Origin of the sequence: Bradyrhizobium sp. C9 (assembly GCF_002532045.1) — a bacterium.
Lineage (GTDB): Bacteria > Pseudomonadota > Alphaproteobacteria > Rhizobiales > Xanthobacteraceae > Bradyrhizobium.
In genome coordinates this window covers 462,141-477,853 of record NZ_NWTG01000002.1, presented here as the reverse complement: position 1 = coordinate 477,853, position 15,713 = coordinate 462,141, and the positions used below count along the sequence as shown (strand labels likewise).

The following is a 15,713-nucleotide window of genomic DNA, read 5'->3' as shown; positions in this document are numbered from 1 at the left end:
CATGTTCGAGACGCCACGCATCGAGACGCGGCGCCTGATCCTGCGGCCGCTTGCGCTGTCGGATGCCGCGGCGATTCAACGTCACTTCAACAATTGGAACGTGATCAGGACGCTCGCCACGGTGGTGCCGTGGCCCTATCCTGACGACGGCGCGGAAAGTTTCATCAAGCGCGAGCTGGACAAGATCGCGGCCGGCGAGGAAAGCTATCAATGGGTGCTGGTGCTGCGCGCCGGTGATGGCGAGGCGATCGGCAACATCAACTTCCGGCCGCGCGCCGAGGGCCGCAAGGGCAATCGCGGCTTCTGGCTTGCCGAGCCCTTCTGGAATCAGGGTCTCATGACCGAGGCGATCGCCGCGGTGAATGATTTCGCCTTCCTGACGCTCGGCCTCGATCATTTCCACGTCTGCAACGCGCAGTCCAACGTCGCCTCGCGCCGGGTCAAGCAGAAGACCGGAGCCGAATTCGTCGGCTTCGTCGAGCTTCCGCACCACAATGGCGAGTCCCGGGCGGAGAAGTGGAAGGTCACGCGCGAAACCTGGCTGCGTGATCGCCCGGCGACGTGACCTCGCTTGCGAATGCCGCCGTGAGGGAATTCGCGGCGGCTTGACCGCGGATGCGAGGCCGCAGAACATGGGCCCCATCGCTCCATCAACAACGAGAACACAATGGCGATGAACGGCAACTGGCGCGATCGCGCCGCGACAAGCTTTCAGTGCGAGAAGCAGCCGGCCACCAGCAGCCGCGGCATGGTGGTGAGCAATCATCCGCTGGCATCGAGCGCCGGCGCCGAGATGCTCGCTGCCGGCGGCAACGCGATCGACGCGGCGATCGCCACTTTGTTCACGCTGACCGTGGTCGAGCCGATGATGGTCGGCATCATCGGCGGCGGCATGGCGCATATCCGCCTCGCCGACGGCAGCCATCGCTTCATCGACGGCCAGAGCACGGTGCCGAAGGCGGTGAAGCCGGATACCTACACCTCGAAGCCCGGTTCGGCGCATGACGTGTTCGACACCGTCGGCAACGAGAATTTGAACGGGCCGAAGGCGGTCGCGGTGCCGGGCTCGCTGAAAGCCTGGTGCGAGACGCTGCGCCGCTTCGGCACCATGAGCCTCGCCGACGTGATGCAGCCCGCGATCAAGCATGCCGCGCGCGGCTATGCGGCGACGCCTTACTTGCACGAATGCATCACCGACGGCGCCGAGGAGATGCTAAAGGACAAGCCGATCGCGGCAATCTATCTGCCTGGCGGCACCCCGCTGAAGCCGGGCGAGCGCGTGGTGCAGGCTGAATATGCCGAGACGCTGAAATACATCGCCGACCACGGTGACAACGCGCTCTATCAGGGGCCGCTTGGCGACATCCTGGTCGACTACATGAAGAAGCATGGCGGCTTCATCGCGCAAGAGGATCTTGCGACCTACAAGACCGTCGAGCGGCAGCCGATCCGCTGCGACTACCGCGGCTGGGAAATCCTCGGTCCGCCGCCGCCGGCAGCGTCAGGCGTGCACATCACGCAGATGCTCAACATCCTCGAAGGCTATGACATCGCGCGCCTCGGCTTCGGCACGACCGAGACGATCCATTATCTCGCCGAGGTGCTGAAGATCGCCTTTGCCGATCGCGCGGCCGCGAGCGGCGATCCCGCCTATATCAACGTCCCGGTAGAGCGGCTGACCTCGAAGGTCTATGCCGACGAGCGCCGCCGCGCGATCGATCCCGACCTCGCGCAGGCCTGGAGCGCCGGCGTCACCCAGCTCGAAAGCGCGCACACCACGCACATGACGGCAGCGGATGCGATGGGCAACGTGGTCGCGACCACCCAGACCATCAACAATCTGTTCGGGGCCAAGATCCTGATCCCGGGCCTCGGCACCGTGCCGAACAATTACATGAACCTGTTCGATCCGCGGCCGGGGCATGCGCTGTCGCTCGCCGCAGGCAAGCGCGTCACCACCTCGATGTCGCCGATGATGGCGCTGCGCGACGGCAAACTGGTTTACGCGCTCGGCCTGCCCGGCGGAAAGCGCATCTTCCCGAGCGCGATGCAGGCGCTGATCAACCTGATCGATCACGGCATGGAGCTGCAGGAGGCGGTCGAGGCGCCGCGGGTGTGGACCGAAGGCAACGCGCTGGAGCTCGAGCAGGCGGTGCCGGAGAGCATCCGCGCGGCGCTGTCAGCGAAGGGCCACAAGGTGCAGGTGGTGCCGACGGTCGCCGGCGGGATGAACGCGATCCAGTTCCATGGTGACGGCACGATGTCGGGTGCAGCCTGCTGGCGCGCCGACGGCACGCCGGTCGGCATCGCCGGTGGTCTCGCCCGCGCCGGCGTGCGGTTTGCGCTGAGGTGACGCCGACTACGCTGCTTGACAGGCTGAACCGAGCACCATCCCCAACGTCGTCCTGGCGAAAGCCAGGACCCATTACCCCAAATCTCACTGTTGTGCGACGTTGGGGCCGCGACCGGTTCCATCGCTGAATGCGGTGGTTATGGGTCCTGGCTTTCGCCAGGACGACGTGTGTGGGAAGAGCCGTGGCTGAATCACAGGAGTCTCTGGAATGCCCTATCGCCCGCATGCGCGGGCGATGACAGCATCCTACTTCCTGACGCAGATCACGCGGACCACGGCGGCCTTGGCGTCCGCCGATTCGCCCGACGGGTTGACGCCGTGCGCCTTCAGGAAGCTGCGCACCGTGTCGGCCGGCACTAATGCCGCCTGCGCCGGCGGTGCCGCGTTCGCGGGCCCTGCGACGACGACCGGCTTCAGCACCGCGATGCCGGCAAACTTGCCGCCGCCGTCGAGTGCTGCCGCACCGGAGAACCCGATCGCCGGCGGCGGTGACAGCGCCTGATCGCCGCCGCCGAGTTGCGCCACCGAGGCCTTGACGCTGCTCGCGGCCGCGCCGCCGCCCTGGTTCTGCGGATCGGCGATGCCGGTGACGTCGAGCGCGGTCTGCATCGCCTGGCCCGCGATGTTGAGCGGCTTCAGCCCGCGTGCGCCATAGATGCGCAGCAAAGCGAGATCGTGCTCCTTGTCCGCGGCGACCCGATCGGCGTTGCCGTAGCCCGGGATCGTCAGCGCGATGCAGTCGTCGGTCGCGATGCGATCGGTGACGATTGCGCCATCGTCGCTGACCACGACGCCGGTGGCATATTCGACGGTCTTGCGCGGTGGCGGGCCGGCCTGCACGCCTGATGGAAATGCGTTGAAGGCGCTCGACATCGCGATCACCACCGGCTCGACGGTGGTCTGCATCGCCTGGTCGTAGAGAATGGTGAGGATGCGGACTTCATCACCCTTCAAGGTGCCGCGCAGATAGAATTTCTTCAGCCCCTGCATGCCCGAGAGCACGAAGAAATCCGGCTTCACCACGGTGTAGTCGATGGTGCGGCCGGCCGGCTCCTTCTTTTCCTGCTCGGCAAGCTTTGCGGTGGTCGGGTTCGCTTCCTTGCGCCGGGCGAGCTGCACCTGGACAGTGCCGGTCGGCGAGGTCCATTTGGCGCCGGAGGCGTCGCTGGTGAGTTGCGGCACCAGTTTTGTGGGAATGCCGAGCCGCGCTCCGGTGGCAGGCTCGGTGACGACCCTCCAGCCGACGCTCTCCTGCTTCCGCCGCGCGGTGTCGGCGAGCATGCCGCGCTCCTGCGGGTTCAGCACGCCGGTCGGCTTGCCGCCGCGGTTCTTCTGGAATTCCTTGATCGCATTGACCATGCGCTCGCTGACGTCGCCGGTGATCGCACCATTATATTCGCCGACCCAGGCGAGATCGGATTGCAGCGCCAGCCGCTCGGCCTGCGCCATGGCATTGGCGGTATCCTCCGGCTTCTGCAAAGCGGGGCGGACCGGTACCGTCGTCACCGTCTTCGGCTTGGCCCCGGCTGTCGTCGGCGGCGTCAACTGGGCCTGCGCAGCGCCCATACCTGCGACCATTACGGCCGCGACCATCAATGTTGCCGAAAGCACCAATCTCATGACAAATCCGGGGGAAATGACTGATACCATTGACGTCCACGCAATTAAGCACATCTGCTTGGTCGGCAACAACCGCGCTCCGGTTCAGGGAACAGCGCGCAGGACATCGAGATGCTCAGTGCCGACGAACTTGAACGCTATGCCCGCCACATCGTGCTGCGCGAGGTGGGCGGCCCCGGCCAGAATGCGCTGAAAAAGGCGTCGGTGCTGGTGATCGGCGCCGGCGGTCTTGGCGCGCCGGTGCTGATGTATCTGGCGGCCGCCGGCGTCGGCCGGCTCGGCGTGATCGATGACGACATCGTCTCGCTGTCCAATCTGCAGCGCCAGATCATCCATACGACATCCGACATCGGCAAGCGCAAGGTCGACAGCGCGGCGGCGCAGATCCATGCGCTCAACCCGCATGTGGCGTTCGAGGCGCATCCGATGCGGCTCACCGCCGACAATGCGATGGCGCTGATCGGAAATTACGATCTCGTGCTCGACGGCTCCGATAATTTCGAAACGCGCTACCTCGTCGCGGATGCCTGCTTCCTCGCGAAACGGCCGCTGATCACGGCCGCACTCGGGCAGTTCGACGGTTCGCTGACCACGATCCGCGCGCATGAGAAGAACGCGGACGGCGCCTTCAACCCGACCTATCGCTGCCTGTTCCCGGAGGCGCCACCGCCGGGCACGGTGCCGGCCTGCGCCGAGGCCGGCGTGATGGGCGCGCTGGCCGGCCTCATGGGATCGATGATGGCACTGGAGGCGATCCGCGAGATCGTCGGCTTCGGCGAAGGCCTGGTCGGCCGCCTCCTGATGGTGGATGCGCGCGCGATGCGGTTCGAAACCCTGCGCTACGCGCGCGATCCGCAGAACCCGCTCAATGGTGATGCACCAGGGATCACCGATCTGAGCGGGCATCTCTGAACGGGACGAGATTAGCTTGGATAGCGAGCGCGACGGCACTGCGCTCCCTCGCCCCGCTCTTGCGGGGAGAGGGTTGGGGTGAGGGGCTGCCTCCGCATATCCGGCAACAGATGTATTCGCGGAGACTCCCCCTCACCCGGAACGCATCTAACGATGCGTTCCGACCTCTCCCCGCACGCGGGGCGAGGTGAGGAGGAGCGCTCCGCCGATTCGCGATAAAATCATCTCGCTCTAGACGTTACGAGGCCGCCGCGGGCTTCTCGCTGTCCATGTGCCGCAGATGCTCCTCCGGATAGCGTCCGCCGGCGGCCGCGCCAGGCGGAAACGCTTCGGCGAGTGCGGCGAGATGCGCCGCGGTCAACCTCACGTCGAGTGCGCCGAGCGCCTCGGTCAGCCGCTCGCGCCGCCGCGCGCCGACCAGCGGCACGATGTCCGTACCCTGTGCCGCGACCCAGGCAATCGCGACCTGCGCCGGAGAGGCGCCGATCTCGCCGGCGATGGTGCGCAGCCGATCGGCGAGCGCGAGATTGGTGTCGATGTTGCCGGCCTGGAAGCGCGGGCTCATCAGGCGGAAATCCTTCGCGCCGCCGTGGTCCTTCGACCAGTGTCCGCTGATCAGCCCGCGCGCCAGCACGCCGTAGGCGGTGATTCCGATGCCGAGCTCGCGGCAGGTCTTCAGGATGTCGGTCTCGATGCCGCGCGAGATCAGCGAATACTCGATCTGCAGATCGGCGATCGGATGCACCTTGTGGGCGCGGCGGATGGTGTCGGAGCCGACCTCGGACAGGCCGATATGCCTGATCCAGCCGGCGTTGATCATGTCGGCCATCGCGCCGACCGTCTCCTCGATCGGCACGTTGGGATCGAGCCGCGCCGGGCGATAGATGTCGATGTGATCGACGCCGAGCCGCTGCAGCGAATAGGCGACGAAATTCTTCACGGCATTGGGCCGGCAGTCATAGCCGAGGAAGCCGTAGTTGCGATCGCGCAGCGCGCCGAACTTGACGCTGATCACGAGATTGTCGCGGCTGCGGCCCTTCAGCGCCTCGCCGATCAGCATCTCGTTGTGGCCCATGCCGTAGAAGTCGCCGGTGTCGAGCAGCGTGATGCCGGCCTCGAGCGCGGCATGGATGGTGGCGATGCTCTCGCTGCGGTCGCTCGGGCCGTAGAAGTCGGACATGCCCATGCAGCCGAGGCCGATCAGCGAAACCGCCGGGCCAGTGGAACCGAGTTTGCGTGCGTCCATGGTGGTGTTCCCAAAGATGTTGCGGCGGAAAATCCGCCGCCAGATGACGCAGCTGATATGGGCCGATCCGGCTTTCGGGATAAGCTGGACAATCCAGAATAGGTTGTTCACTATATCGAACAATGCAGGATTTTGACCTTCGCGACCTCGACGCCTTCGTGGCGGTGGCGCGCACGCGCAACTTCCGGCGTGCGGCGCTGGAGAGCCGCGTCTCGGTCTCGAGCCTCAGCCAGCGCCTGCGCGACATGGAGGAGCGGCTCGGCGTCCGCCTGATGAACCGTACCACCCGCAGCGTCGCGCTGACCGAAGCCGGCGAACTGCTGCTCGCCCGCGTCGCTCCGGCAATGGTCAACGTCGCCGACGCGATCACCGAGGTGCGCGGCCTGCGCGCCGAGCCGTCGGGGCGGCTGCGCATCAACGCGCCGCCGCCCGCGGTCGATCTGGTGCTGGCGCCGATGATCGCACCGTTCCTCGCCCGATATCCGCAAGTCGAGCTCGACGTGGTCGCCGAGAGTGCGTTCGTCGACGTGGTCGCGCAGGGCTTCGACGCCGGCGTGCGCTATGGCGAGCACCTGGCGCAGGACATGATCGCCGTCCAGCTCGGCGCGCCGCAGCGTTACGCGGTGGTGGCGTCACGCGACTATGTCGCGAAGCACGGCCGGCCGATGCATCCGAAGGATCTGCTGGCGCATGCCTGCATCCGCAGCCGCTTCAGCAACGGCGTGATGTTCGACTGGGAGTTCGAGAAGAGCGGCCGCGTGGTGAAGATATCGCCGCCGGCCAAGCTGACCGCGACCTATCTCGGCCTCGCGCTGCGCGCGGTGCATGACGGCGTTGGTTACTGGGCGACGTTCGAGGGCTATGTCCGCTACGGCATCAAATCCGGCGCGCTGGTCAGCGTGCTCGACGACTGGTGTCCGCCGTTCGACGGGCCGTTCCTGTACTACCCCAGCCGCCGCCAGCCGCCCCCGGCGCTCGCCGCGTTCGTGTCGTTCGTCGCCGACTGGCGCAAGCAGGCGCGGCGGAAGACGAAATAAGACGAACTCTCACCACATCGTCGTCCCGGCGCAGGCCGGGACCCATACTCCGCAGCGGAAGTTGGGAGTGGGACTCGTCGTTCCAGCACTGTGGAGCAATGACTATCGGTGGTTATGGGTCCCGGCCTGCGCCGGGACGACAGCGAGTGTTGGTTTCAAGTTGGGTGGTCGAGCTGCGGCCGCACCGGCTACTGTGCATGGGGTTGTTTTCGATATTTTGGCGGTGCCGTAGCCCGGATGAAGCGAAGCGCAATCCGGGGCGGTCTTGACGCTGCGATGCTGTCCCGGATTTCGCTGCGCTCCATCCGGGCTACGGAATTCCTACAACATGCTCGGCAGCACGCGATCCGGCGGCTTGTGGGCGTCGAGGAAGGTTCGGATGTTGATGATGACCTTCTCGCCCATCTCGACGCGGCCTTCGATGGTGGCCGAGCCCATGTGCGGCAGCAGCGTCACCTTGCCGGCCCTGGCGAGCCGCACCAGTTTCGGGTTCACCGCGGGCTCATGCTCGTAGACGTCGAGGCCTGCGCCGCCGACATCGCCGGCTTCGATCAGCTTGATCAGGGTGTCCTCGTCGATCACCTCGCCGCGCGCGGTGTTGACGATATAGGCCTCTTTCCGGATCAGCTTGAGCCGCCGCGCCGAGAGCAGATGATAGGTCGCCGGCGTGTGCGGGCAGTTCACCGAAATGATGTCCATCCGCGCCAGCATCTGGTCGAGGCTTTCCCAGTAGGTCGCGCCCAACTCATCGGCGATGACGGGGGCGACCGGCCGGCGGTTGTGATAGTGGATCTGCAGGCCGAAGGCGCGGGCGCGGCGCGCCACGGCTTGGCCGATGCGGCCCATGCCGATGATGCCGAGCCGCTTCCCGCCGATGCGGTGGCCCAGCATCCAGGTCGGCGACCAGCCGGCCCAGTGCTGCTTGCCTTCGGTCAGGATCGAGGCGCCCTCGATCATGCGCCGCGGCACGGCCAGAATCAGCGCCATGGTCATGTCGGCGGTGTCCTCGGTCAGTACCTTCGGCGTATTGGTCACCGTGATGCCGCGGGCATGCGCGGCGGTGACGTCGATATTGTCGACGCCGTTGCCGAAATTGGCGATCAGCTTCAGCTTGCAGTCGGGCTGATTGATCACGTCCTCGCGGATCATGTCGGTCACGGTCGGCACCAGCACGTCGGCGGTCCTTGCCGCCTCGGCGATCTGTTCCGGCGTCATCGGCGTGTCGTCGAGATTCAGTCTGGCATCGAACAACTCGCGCATCCGGGTCTCGATCGAGTCCGGCAGCTTGCGGGTGACGACGACGAGAGGCTTTTTCTTCACCGACATGTCCTGCTTTCATGAGGCGCGCGGCTCGTCAAAAACCGAGCCGTTGAGGCCTCATTAACCCGGTTGTTCGACACTGCTGATAGCCGCGCTGTCCCGGCGTTTCCTTCGCGTTTCCTAGGGTTCCCCGATACTTGCCTCGGCTTTCGCCAGGGGAAATTCGGGTGTTCTGGCTCTCAGGCGTTCCGTCCTCTCTAGCAGAAGGCCGGCCCAAGACAAGAACCCCTCGGATCGATGCGGGCAGGGACACGCAGGGGCCTTGGGGCATGGGCTTAGGCTTGGGTTTGAATTTGGGTTTGGGTTGCAGCTCGCCGAATGCGGGTTGGGCATCTCGGCAGGAGACGAGTTGATGGTCTGGCGTTTGGGTTCATTGGTGGCTCTGGTCGGGAGCATGCTGAGTGCGTCGGTCATGCCCGGACATACCGCCAAGGATTTGAGCCCCACCACCAGCGGCCTGCCGATTCCGCGCTATGTCAGCCTGAAATCCGATCATGTGAACGTCCGGGCCGGCCCGACCAAGGACAATGACGTCGCCTGGGTCTACACGCGGTCGGGGCTGCCGGTCGAAATCACCGCCGAGTTCGAGAACTGGCGCCGGGTGCGCGATTCCGAGGGCGCCGAAGGCTGGGTCTATCACTCCCTGCTGTCCGGCCGCCGCACCGCGGTCGTGACGATGAAGAACAAGGACGATCTGGCCTCGCTGTACGATCGCCCCGACGCCACCAGCGCCATCGCCGCGCGCCTGCAGGCCGGCGTCGTGGCGCAGGTCAAGAAATGCGCCAATAACTGGTGCCGGGTCACCGGCAACGGGTTCGACGGCTGGATCGAGCAGCAACGCCTGTGGGGCGTCTACGCCGACGAGAAGGTGGACTGAGTTTCTTCGTCCCCAACGAAAATGGCCGGGACGAGCCCGGCCATCACAACTCAAATCGACGCCAAGGCCGGATCAGCGCTTCTTGCGCAGCCGCACGACCATGTCGACGCGGGAAATCTCGTAGCCTTCAGGCACGTTGGGCATCTTCGACAGCACGAGGTTCGGGTCGGGAATGTCGACCAGCTCGTGGTTGTGCTCGAGATAGAAGTGATGATGCGTCGACACGTTGGTGTCGAAATAGGTCTTGGTGCCGTCGACGCTGACCTGGCGCAGCAGCCCGGCATCGGTCAGCTGGTTGAGTGTGTTGTAGACGGTCGCCAGCGACACCGGAACCTTGGCCAGCGTGGCTTCCTCGTACAGCATTTCAGCGGTCAGGTGGCGGGCACCCTTGCCGAACAGCAGCCAACCCAGCGCCATGCGCTGGCGGGTCGGCCGGAGACCGGCAGACTGCAGCATCTCGTTGACGTCGTGCCACGGGCAGCCGGTCAGGGCAGGGTGATGCCCAGCGCCCCGGGCAGCCGGGTGCACGGCATCGTCGTTCACGGCCGGTACTTCGTCGTTCATATCCACTCTATGCACCCAACTCAGGCAATATTCCTCTTAAATATAAAAAGGATGCCCATCAGATGCAAGTTTTTCGCAACTAGAACGAATCCAAGCTGCGGTAGAAACCTAAGGAGAGACGGCAATTTATCATTGGAATGCCGCTTTGCCGCCCAGTTAGCCCTATGTTAGAGAGCGCGCGGACCACATATGCGCTTTCGGCAGAGATAACAGGCCGGTAGCGTACCCAGGTAGCGCCAAGATGCGGGACGGGTTATTCCGGTTCCCGTGGGTAGATTAAGGTCCGACCAAGCAAAGCGCTTCATCGGGACATCAGAGGTGGAAAGAGGATGCTGGATCGGCGCGGCGGTTACGAATACGAGGATTTGCTGGCTTGCGGACGGGGCGAGCTTTTTGGTCCCGGCAATGCCCAGTTGCCGCTGCCACCGATGCTCATGTTCGATCGCATCAGCGAGATCTCGGAGAATGGCGGCGAGTACGGCAAGGGGCTGGTGCGCGCCGAGCTCGAAGTGAAGCCGGATCTGTGGTTCTTCGGCTGCCATTTCAAGAACGATCCGGTGATGCCGGGCTGTCTCGGCCTCGATGCCATGTGGCAAATGGTCGGCTTTTATCTCGGCTGGATCGGCGGCGAAGGTCGCGGCCGCGCGCTTGGCCTCGGCGAGCTGAAGTTCTCCGGACAGGTGCTGCCGCACGCGCGCAAGGTTGTGTACAACATCGATATCAAGCGCGTGATGCGGTCAAAGCTCGTGCTTGGAATTGCCGACGGGTGGCTTTCCATGGACGACGAGATTATTTATCGCGCCAAGGACTTGAAGGTCGGATTGTTCAAGCAGGGCACGGCGCCGTCTTGAGCAGGATCACCATGCGGCAACATAAAGGCAGGGCGAGGCGAACATGAGGCGGGTTGTCATCACGGGGATGGGGATTGTCTCGTCCATCGGTAACAACACCCAGGAAGTGCTTGCGAGCCTCTACGAGGCGAAGTCGGGCATTTCGCGTGCGGAGAAGGCTGCCGAGCTCGGCTTCCGTTCGCAGGTGCACGGTGCGCCGACGCTCAATCCCGCCGAGGTGATCGATCGCCGCGCGATGCGGTTCCTTGCCGAAGGTGCTGCGTGGAATCACGTCGCCATGGAGCAGGCGATCCGCGACTCCGGCCTTGAGGAGAACGAAGTCTCCAACATCCGCACCGGCATCATCATGGGATCCGGCGGACCGTCGACGCGCACGCTGGTGGAGGCCGCCGACATCGCGCGCGCCAAGGGCCCGAAGCGCGTTGGTCCGTTCGCCGTGCCGAAGGGAATGTCCTCGACCGCGTCGGCGACGCTCGCGACCTGGTTCAAGATCAAGGGCGTGAACTATTCGATCTCTTCCGCCTGCGCGACGTCGAACCATTGCATCGGCAATGCCTATGAGACGATCCAGATCGGCAAGCAGGACATCATCTTCGCCGGCGGCTGCGAGGAACTCGACTGGACGCTGTCGGTGCTGTTCGACGCCATGGGCGCGATGTCGTCGAAGTATAACGACACGCCGGCGACCGCCTCGCGTCCCTACGACATCAGCCGCGACGGTTTCGTGATCGCCGGCGGCGCGGGTGTCGTGGTGCTCGAAGAGCTCGAACATGCCAAGGCGCGCGGCGCGCGAATCTACGGTGAGGTCGTCGGCTACGGCGCGACCTCGGACGGTTACGACATGGTGGCGCCGTCGGGCGAGGGCGCCGAGCGCTGCATGCGCATGGCGATGTCGACGGTGGACACGCCGGTCGACTACATCAATCCGCACGCCACCTCGACGCCGGCCGGCGATCCGCCGGAGATCGAGGCGATCCGCAAGGTGTTCGGCACCGGCGACAAGTGCCCGCCGATCTCGGCGACAAAGGCGCTGACCGGCCACTCGCTCGGCGCCACCGGCGTGCAGGAGGCGATCTACTCGCTGCTGATGCTCAACAACGGCTTCGTCTGCGAAAGCGCGCATATCACCGAGCTCGATCCGGCGTTCGCCGACATGCCGATCGTGCGCAAGCGCATCGACAACGCCAAGCTCACGACCGTGCTGTCGAACTCGTTCGGCTTCGGCGGGACCAATGCCACGCTGGTGTTCAGGCGGCTTGATGCCTGATTTCGTCTCTCCTCGCTTGCTGAGGGAGATCCGCAGGCGGCGAATGGGATATTGCAACGATCCGGAATGGGGTGGGAATGATTATTGAACCGCGCGTGCGAGGCTTCATCTGCACGACGGCACATCCCGTCGGCTGCGCCACGAATGTCCGTGAGCAGATCGCTTACGTTCTCAAGCAGGGCCCGGTCGCTGACTGTCCGAAGCGCGTTGCCGTGCTGGGTTGCTCGACGGGCTACGGCCTCGCGAGCCGCATCGTCGCGACCTTCGCCGGTGGCGCGGACACGATCGGCGTCTCGCTGGAGCGCGAGCCGTCGGAAAAGCGAAGCGCCAGCGCCGGCTGGTACAACAACCGCGCCTTCGAGATCGAGGCCCAGAAGATCGGACGCTCGCCGCTCACGCTTGAGGGCGATGCCTTCTCCGACGAGATGAAGAAGGACTTCATCGAGCGTGTGCGCGAAAAGTTCGGACAGCTCGACCTGCTGGTCTACAGCATGGCGGCGCCGGTCCGCACCGATCCGGACACCGGCAAGACCTATCGCTCGGTCATCAAGCCGCTCGGCGCCCCGGTCGAGATCAAGACGCTCGACACCGAGACCGGCGAGGTGTTCCAGACCACCCTCGAGCCCGCGAACGAGGAGCAAACCGCGGCCACGGTCGCGGTGATGGGGGGTGACGACTGGAAGCGCTGGATCGACCAGCTCGCCGATGCCGGCGTGCTGGCGCCGGGCTTCCGGACGCTCAACTACACCTATATCGGCAGCGAGCTGACCTGGCCGATCTACTGGAACGGCACGCTCGGCCGCGCCAAGGTCGATCTCGACAGCAAGGCGGAAGCGATCCGGGGCCGGCTCGGTGCGGACGCCGCCCGCGTCGTCGCGCTGAAGGCCGTGGTCACCCAGGCGAGCTCGGCGATTCCGGTGGTGCCGCTCTATGGTACCGTGCTGTTCAAGGTGATGAAGCAGCTCGGGCTCCATGAAGGCTGCATCGAGCAGATCGACCGCCTGTTCCGGACGAAGCTCGGCAAGGGCGTCGCGCTCGACGATACGCAACGCATTCGCGTCGACGATTGGGAGCTGTCGCCGGACGTGCAGACGGAGGTGTCGCGGCGCTGGCCGTTGCTCACCACCGAGACGCTCGGCGAGCTGGCGGACCTCGGCGAATACAAGAGCCAGTTCCTCCGCCTGTTCGGCTTCGGCATCGACGGCGTCGACTACACGCAGGACGTCGATCCGCGCGTCGTGCCGGGTTAGGCCAGCCTCATCCACTGTTTCGTAGCCCGGATTGCGCTGCGCTTCATCCGAGCTACGTCGCTGCTACCCCGCTGCGATCTTCTCTGCGCGCTGGAACGCGGGCCGCGCCACGCAGCGGTCGATGTAGGCCTCGAATGACGGCCGCGGCGGCACCATCTTGAACACGCGCACCGCAAAGTTCAGTCCCGCGCCGATCGCGATGTCGGCGGCGGAGAACTGATCGCCGAGGATCCACGGCCCCTTCTGCAGCTCGGCATCGAGCACGTCGAACACCTGTGCGGCGCTGCCCCATGCCGCGGTGCTGGTCGGCACCTCGAGCTTGGTGAAGAGCTGGATCAGCGCCGGCTCGATGCAGCTCGGCGAGAAGAACAGCCATTGCAGATAGCGTGCGCGCTTCGGATCGTTGGTGGCCGGCGCGAGCCTGGTCTCGGGATAACGGTCGGCGACATAGGCGCAGATCGCGGCGGCCTCGGCGAGCTTTGCGTCGCCGTCGGTCAACGCCGGTACCTTGCCCATCGGGTTGATCTTGAGGAACTCCGGCGACTTCTGCGCGCCGGTGCTGATGTCGGTCAGCACCCGTTCATAGGCCAGGCCGGATTCTTCGAGCAGCCAGATGGCGGAGAACGAGCGCGAGCGCGGCGACCAGTACAGCTTGATCATGGTGCGGTCCCTTTCTTCGGCGTGGATGAATGGCGGCCATTCATCGCGCGACCGGCCCAGATTGGCAACACACCAACACAGGACAAGGCGTGCGAGTTCAGGTCGGCATGCCGGTCAACGCCGCCAACCGCGCAGACCGGCAAGCCCTGTCTATTCATCCCTGAGAAAGGCGGGGAGCGACAGATCCAGCTTTGCCGCGACGAGCGCGCGCGTTTTCTCGCGAAGCACCGCGCTGCCTGATGCCGTTGCTGGAGGATCGGGAAACAGCGAGTTGTCGAGCTGGGTCATCGGGTCTTCGGTGAGCCTCATTCCGTCGGCGAATGTGGCCTTGAGGAGCGCCATTCGACGGTCGATCCTTTCGTACGTCCTGCCGTCCAGCAGACTGATGGAAATGTTCGCGAACAGGTGCGAATGCCTCACGAGGCTCCCGAGACCTCTGTTATAGGCGCCGATGCCGTTTACAGTCAGACTGGTGCCGGGCAGCTGGGCCTTGAAGCGGGTGACGACCAAGTAGCGCTCGCAATTGGCATTGGCCGTGATGCCTCGTACGATCGCCGGCAAGTCTTCACCTGGATCGCGCAGGAGTCGTGATTTCGGATTGTAGAACGGCTCGAATGCGCCCCTCGGATAACTGATCTTGCGGATCGAGGGATCGGTACCTGTCAGCGCGCGCACGCGTGCCAGAACGACGTCATCGAGGCCCCAATTGTCGATCGGCACCTCGTTGTCCTCGGTTTCGAACACCGTCACGCCGAACTTGTGGACCGCGAAGCGATCTCCGATCGCCGAGATCACGCCCAAGCTGCAGGGTCCGGACGCCGCCGGCGCGGCTCTGCCGTCCGATTTTGCCTTCGGTGCAGCGGCCTTGGGTGTCGGCTTCTTGGCGGCGGATTTGGCGGCCTGCGGAGCTGCGGGCGACGCTGAGGTTGAGGGAGACTGAGCCCATCCCGCCGCGGCAAAGCATGACACGAGTAGGGCGACGGCGAAGCTGCGGTACATTGCTCGGTAAGCGGAAGTTGATGGCGTTGTCACGGCAAACTAGAGCGTGCAGCCGCCTCCCGCAAGCGAGCGGTGGATGTCTATCGCTTCTTCCACCGGTAGTACTTCATCATGAACCCGGTGGCCGGATTGATCGCCTCCTTCTCGAACACGAAGCCTTCGCGCTCGTACCAGCGCCAGGCCTTCTCGTTCTCGCGGACGCATTTCAGCCAGATCTCGTCGGGCATTTGCTCACGGGTGAACGCGAGCAAATGGCGTCCCAGACTCTGGCCCTGATAGCTTGGTGCGACCATCAGCTGGTCGAGCAGCGCAGTCGGCAGGTGCAGCGCCAGCATTGCGGCGATGGTGCCGCGATCGTCGGCGACGAACAGGCTCCAGCCGCCGGCGATCTCGCGCGGCAGGCGGGCGCGCAGATCGTTCAATAGGCTTTCGCTCGCCTGCGAGAGCCCGGTCGACGTCCAGCTGTCCATCCAGGCGCGCGCGATCGCGTCAAGTTCGTCGGGACGGGCAGGCCGGATGATCGGCTGTGTCATCGTCGATTCCTCCGGTCGCCGATTTCCAATAAGAAAGCCCCGCGCATCTCGCGGAGCTCTCAAGCCTAGCGTAGCCGCTTGCGGCCAGGGAGTCTTGCCAGCTCATACCGCGAATGTGCCGGCCTTTGCTGCCGCATGGCGCACGGCCAAGGCCCTTCCAGAATCGCATTGTCCCTGCAGGGCCTCACGCGCTCAGGCATCGCACCAAACAAAAAGGGCGGCCT

15 protein-coding genes are annotated in these 15,713 nt (G+C 65.0%); 8 read left to right on the top strand and 7 right to left on the bottom strand.

The window, feature by feature from the left end; all coding sequences use genetic code 11:
• The first annotated feature begins 1 nt into the window (after position 1).
• Entirely contained in the window at positions 2-565 is a 564-nt protein-coding gene (locus CO675_RS07115) for a GNAT family N-acetyltransferase (RefSeq protein WP_097671301.1), read from the top strand.
• A gap of 108 nt (positions 566-673) precedes the next feature.
• On the top strand, positions 674-2,353 hold the full coding sequence (ggt, locus tag CO675_RS07110) for a gamma-glutamyltransferase (protein ID WP_097671430.1): 1,680 nt from the start codon (positions 674-676) through the stop codon (positions 2,351-2,353).
• Between the two features lie 246 nt (positions 2,354-2,599).
• Here ggt and CO675_RS07105 read toward each other — a convergent pair whose 3' ends face one another.
• Positions 2,600-3,973, bottom strand: a complete 1,374-nt coding sequence (locus CO675_RS07105; protein WP_198964517.1) for a serine protease — start codon at positions 3,971-3,973, stop codon at positions 2,600-2,602.
• Between the two features lie 111 nt (positions 3,974-4,084).
• Here CO675_RS07105 and CO675_RS07095 point away from each other — a divergent pair, with 111 nt between their 5' ends.
• Complete coding sequence (locus CO675_RS07095) at positions 4,085-4,885, top strand: HesA/MoeB/ThiF family protein (RefSeq protein WP_097671298.1); 801 nt, start codon at positions 4,085-4,087, stop codon at positions 4,883-4,885.
• Positions 4,886-5,123: 238 nt separating this feature from the next.
• Here CO675_RS07095 and CO675_RS07090 read toward each other — a convergent pair whose 3' ends face one another.
• Complete coding sequence (locus CO675_RS07090; protein WP_097671429.1) at positions 5,124-6,131, bottom strand: aldo/keto reductase; 1,008 nt, start codon at positions 6,129-6,131, stop codon at positions 5,124-5,126.
• Positions 6,132-6,253: 122 nt separating this feature from the next.
• Between CO675_RS07090 and CO675_RS07085 the strand changes: the two genes are divergently transcribed.
• Positions 6,254-7,168 (top strand): LysR family transcriptional regulator, encoded by a 915-nt coding sequence (locus CO675_RS07085; RefSeq protein WP_097671297.1) that lies wholly within the window; start codon positions 6,254-6,256, stop codon positions 7,166-7,168.
• Between the two features lie 321 nt (positions 7,169-7,489).
• Here the strand turns inward: CO675_RS07085 and CO675_RS07080 are convergent, their stop codons facing one another.
• Positions 7,490-8,494, bottom strand: coding sequence for a 2-hydroxyacid dehydrogenase (locus tag CO675_RS07080; RefSeq protein WP_097671296.1), 1,005 nt, complete (start codon positions 8,492-8,494; stop codon positions 7,490-7,492).
• Positions 8,495-8,840: 346 nt separating this feature from the next.
• On the opposite strand from CO675_RS07080, the gene CO675_RS07075 reads away from it, so the two are divergent.
• Positions 8,841-9,365, top strand: coding sequence for an SH3 domain-containing protein (locus tag CO675_RS07075; RefSeq protein ID WP_097671295.1), 525 nt, complete (start codon positions 8,841-8,843; stop codon positions 9,363-9,365).
• A 72-nt stretch (positions 9,366-9,437) separates the two neighbouring features.
• Here the strand turns inward: CO675_RS07075 and irrA are convergent, their stop codons facing one another.
• Positions 9,438-9,929, bottom strand: coding sequence for an iron response transcriptional regulator IrrA (gene irrA, locus CO675_RS07070; RefSeq protein WP_097671294.1), 492 nt, complete (start codon positions 9,927-9,929; stop codon positions 9,438-9,440).
• A 329-nt stretch (positions 9,930-10,258) separates the two neighbouring features.
• Between irrA and fabA the strand changes: the two genes are divergently transcribed.
• From fabA to fabV, 3 genes are all read left to right on the top strand, one after another.
• Positions 10,259-10,780: a 3-hydroxyacyl-[acyl-carrier-protein] dehydratase FabA gene (gene fabA / locus CO675_RS07065; RefSeq protein WP_076863629.1), complete on the top strand. Its 522-nt coding sequence runs from the start codon at positions 10,259-10,261 to the stop codon at positions 10,778-10,780.
• 43 nt (positions 10,781-10,823) lie between these two features.
• Positions 10,824-12,047, top strand: a complete 1,224-nt coding sequence (fabB, locus tag CO675_RS07060) for a beta-ketoacyl-ACP synthase I (protein WP_097671293.1) — start codon at positions 10,824-10,826, stop codon at positions 12,045-12,047.
• A gap of 77 nt (positions 12,048-12,124) precedes the next feature.
• Entirely contained in the window at positions 12,125-13,297 is a 1,173-nt protein-coding gene (gene fabV, locus CO675_RS07055) for an enoyl-ACP reductase FabV (RefSeq protein WP_097671292.1), read from the top strand.
• 63 nt (positions 13,298-13,360) lie between these two features.
• Here the strand turns inward: fabV and CO675_RS07050 are convergent, their stop codons facing one another.
• The 3 genes from CO675_RS07050 to CO675_RS07040 form a co-directional block, all read right to left on the bottom strand.
• Positions 13,361-13,957, bottom strand: a complete 597-nt coding sequence (locus CO675_RS07050) for a glutathione S-transferase family protein (RefSeq protein ID WP_097671291.1) — start codon at positions 13,955-13,957, stop codon at positions 13,361-13,363.
• 150 nt (positions 13,958-14,107) lie between these two features.
• Positions 14,108-14,752 carry a hypothetical protein gene (locus CO675_RS07045; RefSeq protein ID WP_245452666.1) on the bottom strand — a complete coding sequence of 215 codons (645 nt, stop codon included), beginning with the start codon at positions 14,750-14,752 and terminating at the stop codon, positions 14,108-14,110.
• Positions 14,753-15,036: 284 nt separating this feature from the next.
• Positions 15,037-15,489 (bottom strand): GNAT family N-acetyltransferase, encoded by a 453-nt coding sequence (locus CO675_RS07040; RefSeq protein ID WP_097671289.1) that lies wholly within the window; start codon positions 15,487-15,489, stop codon positions 15,037-15,039.
• Between the last annotated feature and the right edge of the window lie 224 nt (positions 15,490-15,713).

What these genes read in the sequence shown, in the direction of transcription:
- CO675_RS07040 (WP_097671289.1), bottom strand. Translation starts at nt 15,489, where the DNA reads ATGACACAGCCGATCATCCGGCCTGCCCGTCCCGACGAACTTGACGCG.
- CO675_RS07090 (WP_097671429.1), bottom strand. Translation starts at nt 6,131, where the DNA reads ATGGACGCACGCAAACTCGGTTCCACTGGCCCGGCGGTTTCGCTGATC.
- CO675_RS07105 (WP_198964517.1), bottom strand. Translation starts at nt 3,973, where the DNA reads ATGAGATTGGTGCTTTCGGCAACATTGATGGTCGCGGCCGTAATGGTC.
- CO675_RS07095 (WP_097671298.1), top strand. Translation starts at nt 4,085, where the DNA reads ATGCTCAGTGCCGACGAACTTGAACGCTATGCCCGCCACATCGTGCTG.
- fabB (WP_097671293.1), top strand. Translation starts at nt 10,824, where the DNA reads ATGAGGCGGGTTGTCATCACGGGGATGGGGATTGTCTCGTCCATCGGT.
- irrA (WP_097671294.1), bottom strand. Translation starts at nt 9,929, where the DNA reads ATGAACGACGAAGTACCGGCCGTGAACGACGATGCCGTGCACCCGGCT.
- CO675_RS07085 (WP_097671297.1), top strand. Translation starts at nt 6,254, where the DNA reads ATGCAGGATTTTGACCTTCGCGACCTCGACGCCTTCGTGGCGGTGGCG.
- fabA (WP_076863629.1), top strand. Translation starts at nt 10,259, where the DNA reads ATGCTGGATCGGCGCGGCGGTTACGAATACGAGGATTTGCTGGCTTGC.
- CO675_RS07050 (WP_097671291.1), bottom strand. Translation starts at nt 13,957, where the DNA reads ATGATCAAGCTGTACTGGTCGCCGCGCTCGCGCTCGTTCTCCGCCATC.
- ggt (WP_097671430.1), top strand. Translation starts at nt 674, where the DNA reads ATGAACGGCAACTGGCGCGATCGCGCCGCGACAAGCTTTCAGTGCGAG.
- CO675_RS07080 (WP_097671296.1), bottom strand. Translation starts at nt 8,494, where the DNA reads ATGTCGGTGAAGAAAAAGCCTCTCGTCGTCGTCACCCGCAAGCTGCCG.
- CO675_RS07075 (WP_097671295.1), top strand. Translation starts at nt 8,841, where the DNA reads ATGGTCTGGCGTTTGGGTTCATTGGTGGCTCTGGTCGGGAGCATGCTG.
- fabV (WP_097671292.1), top strand. Translation starts at nt 12,125, where the DNA reads ATGATTATTGAACCGCGCGTGCGAGGCTTCATCTGCACGACGGCACAT.
- CO675_RS07115 (WP_097671301.1), top strand. Translation starts at nt 2, where the DNA reads ATGTTCGAGACGCCACGCATCGAGACGCGGCGCCTGATCCTGCGGCCG.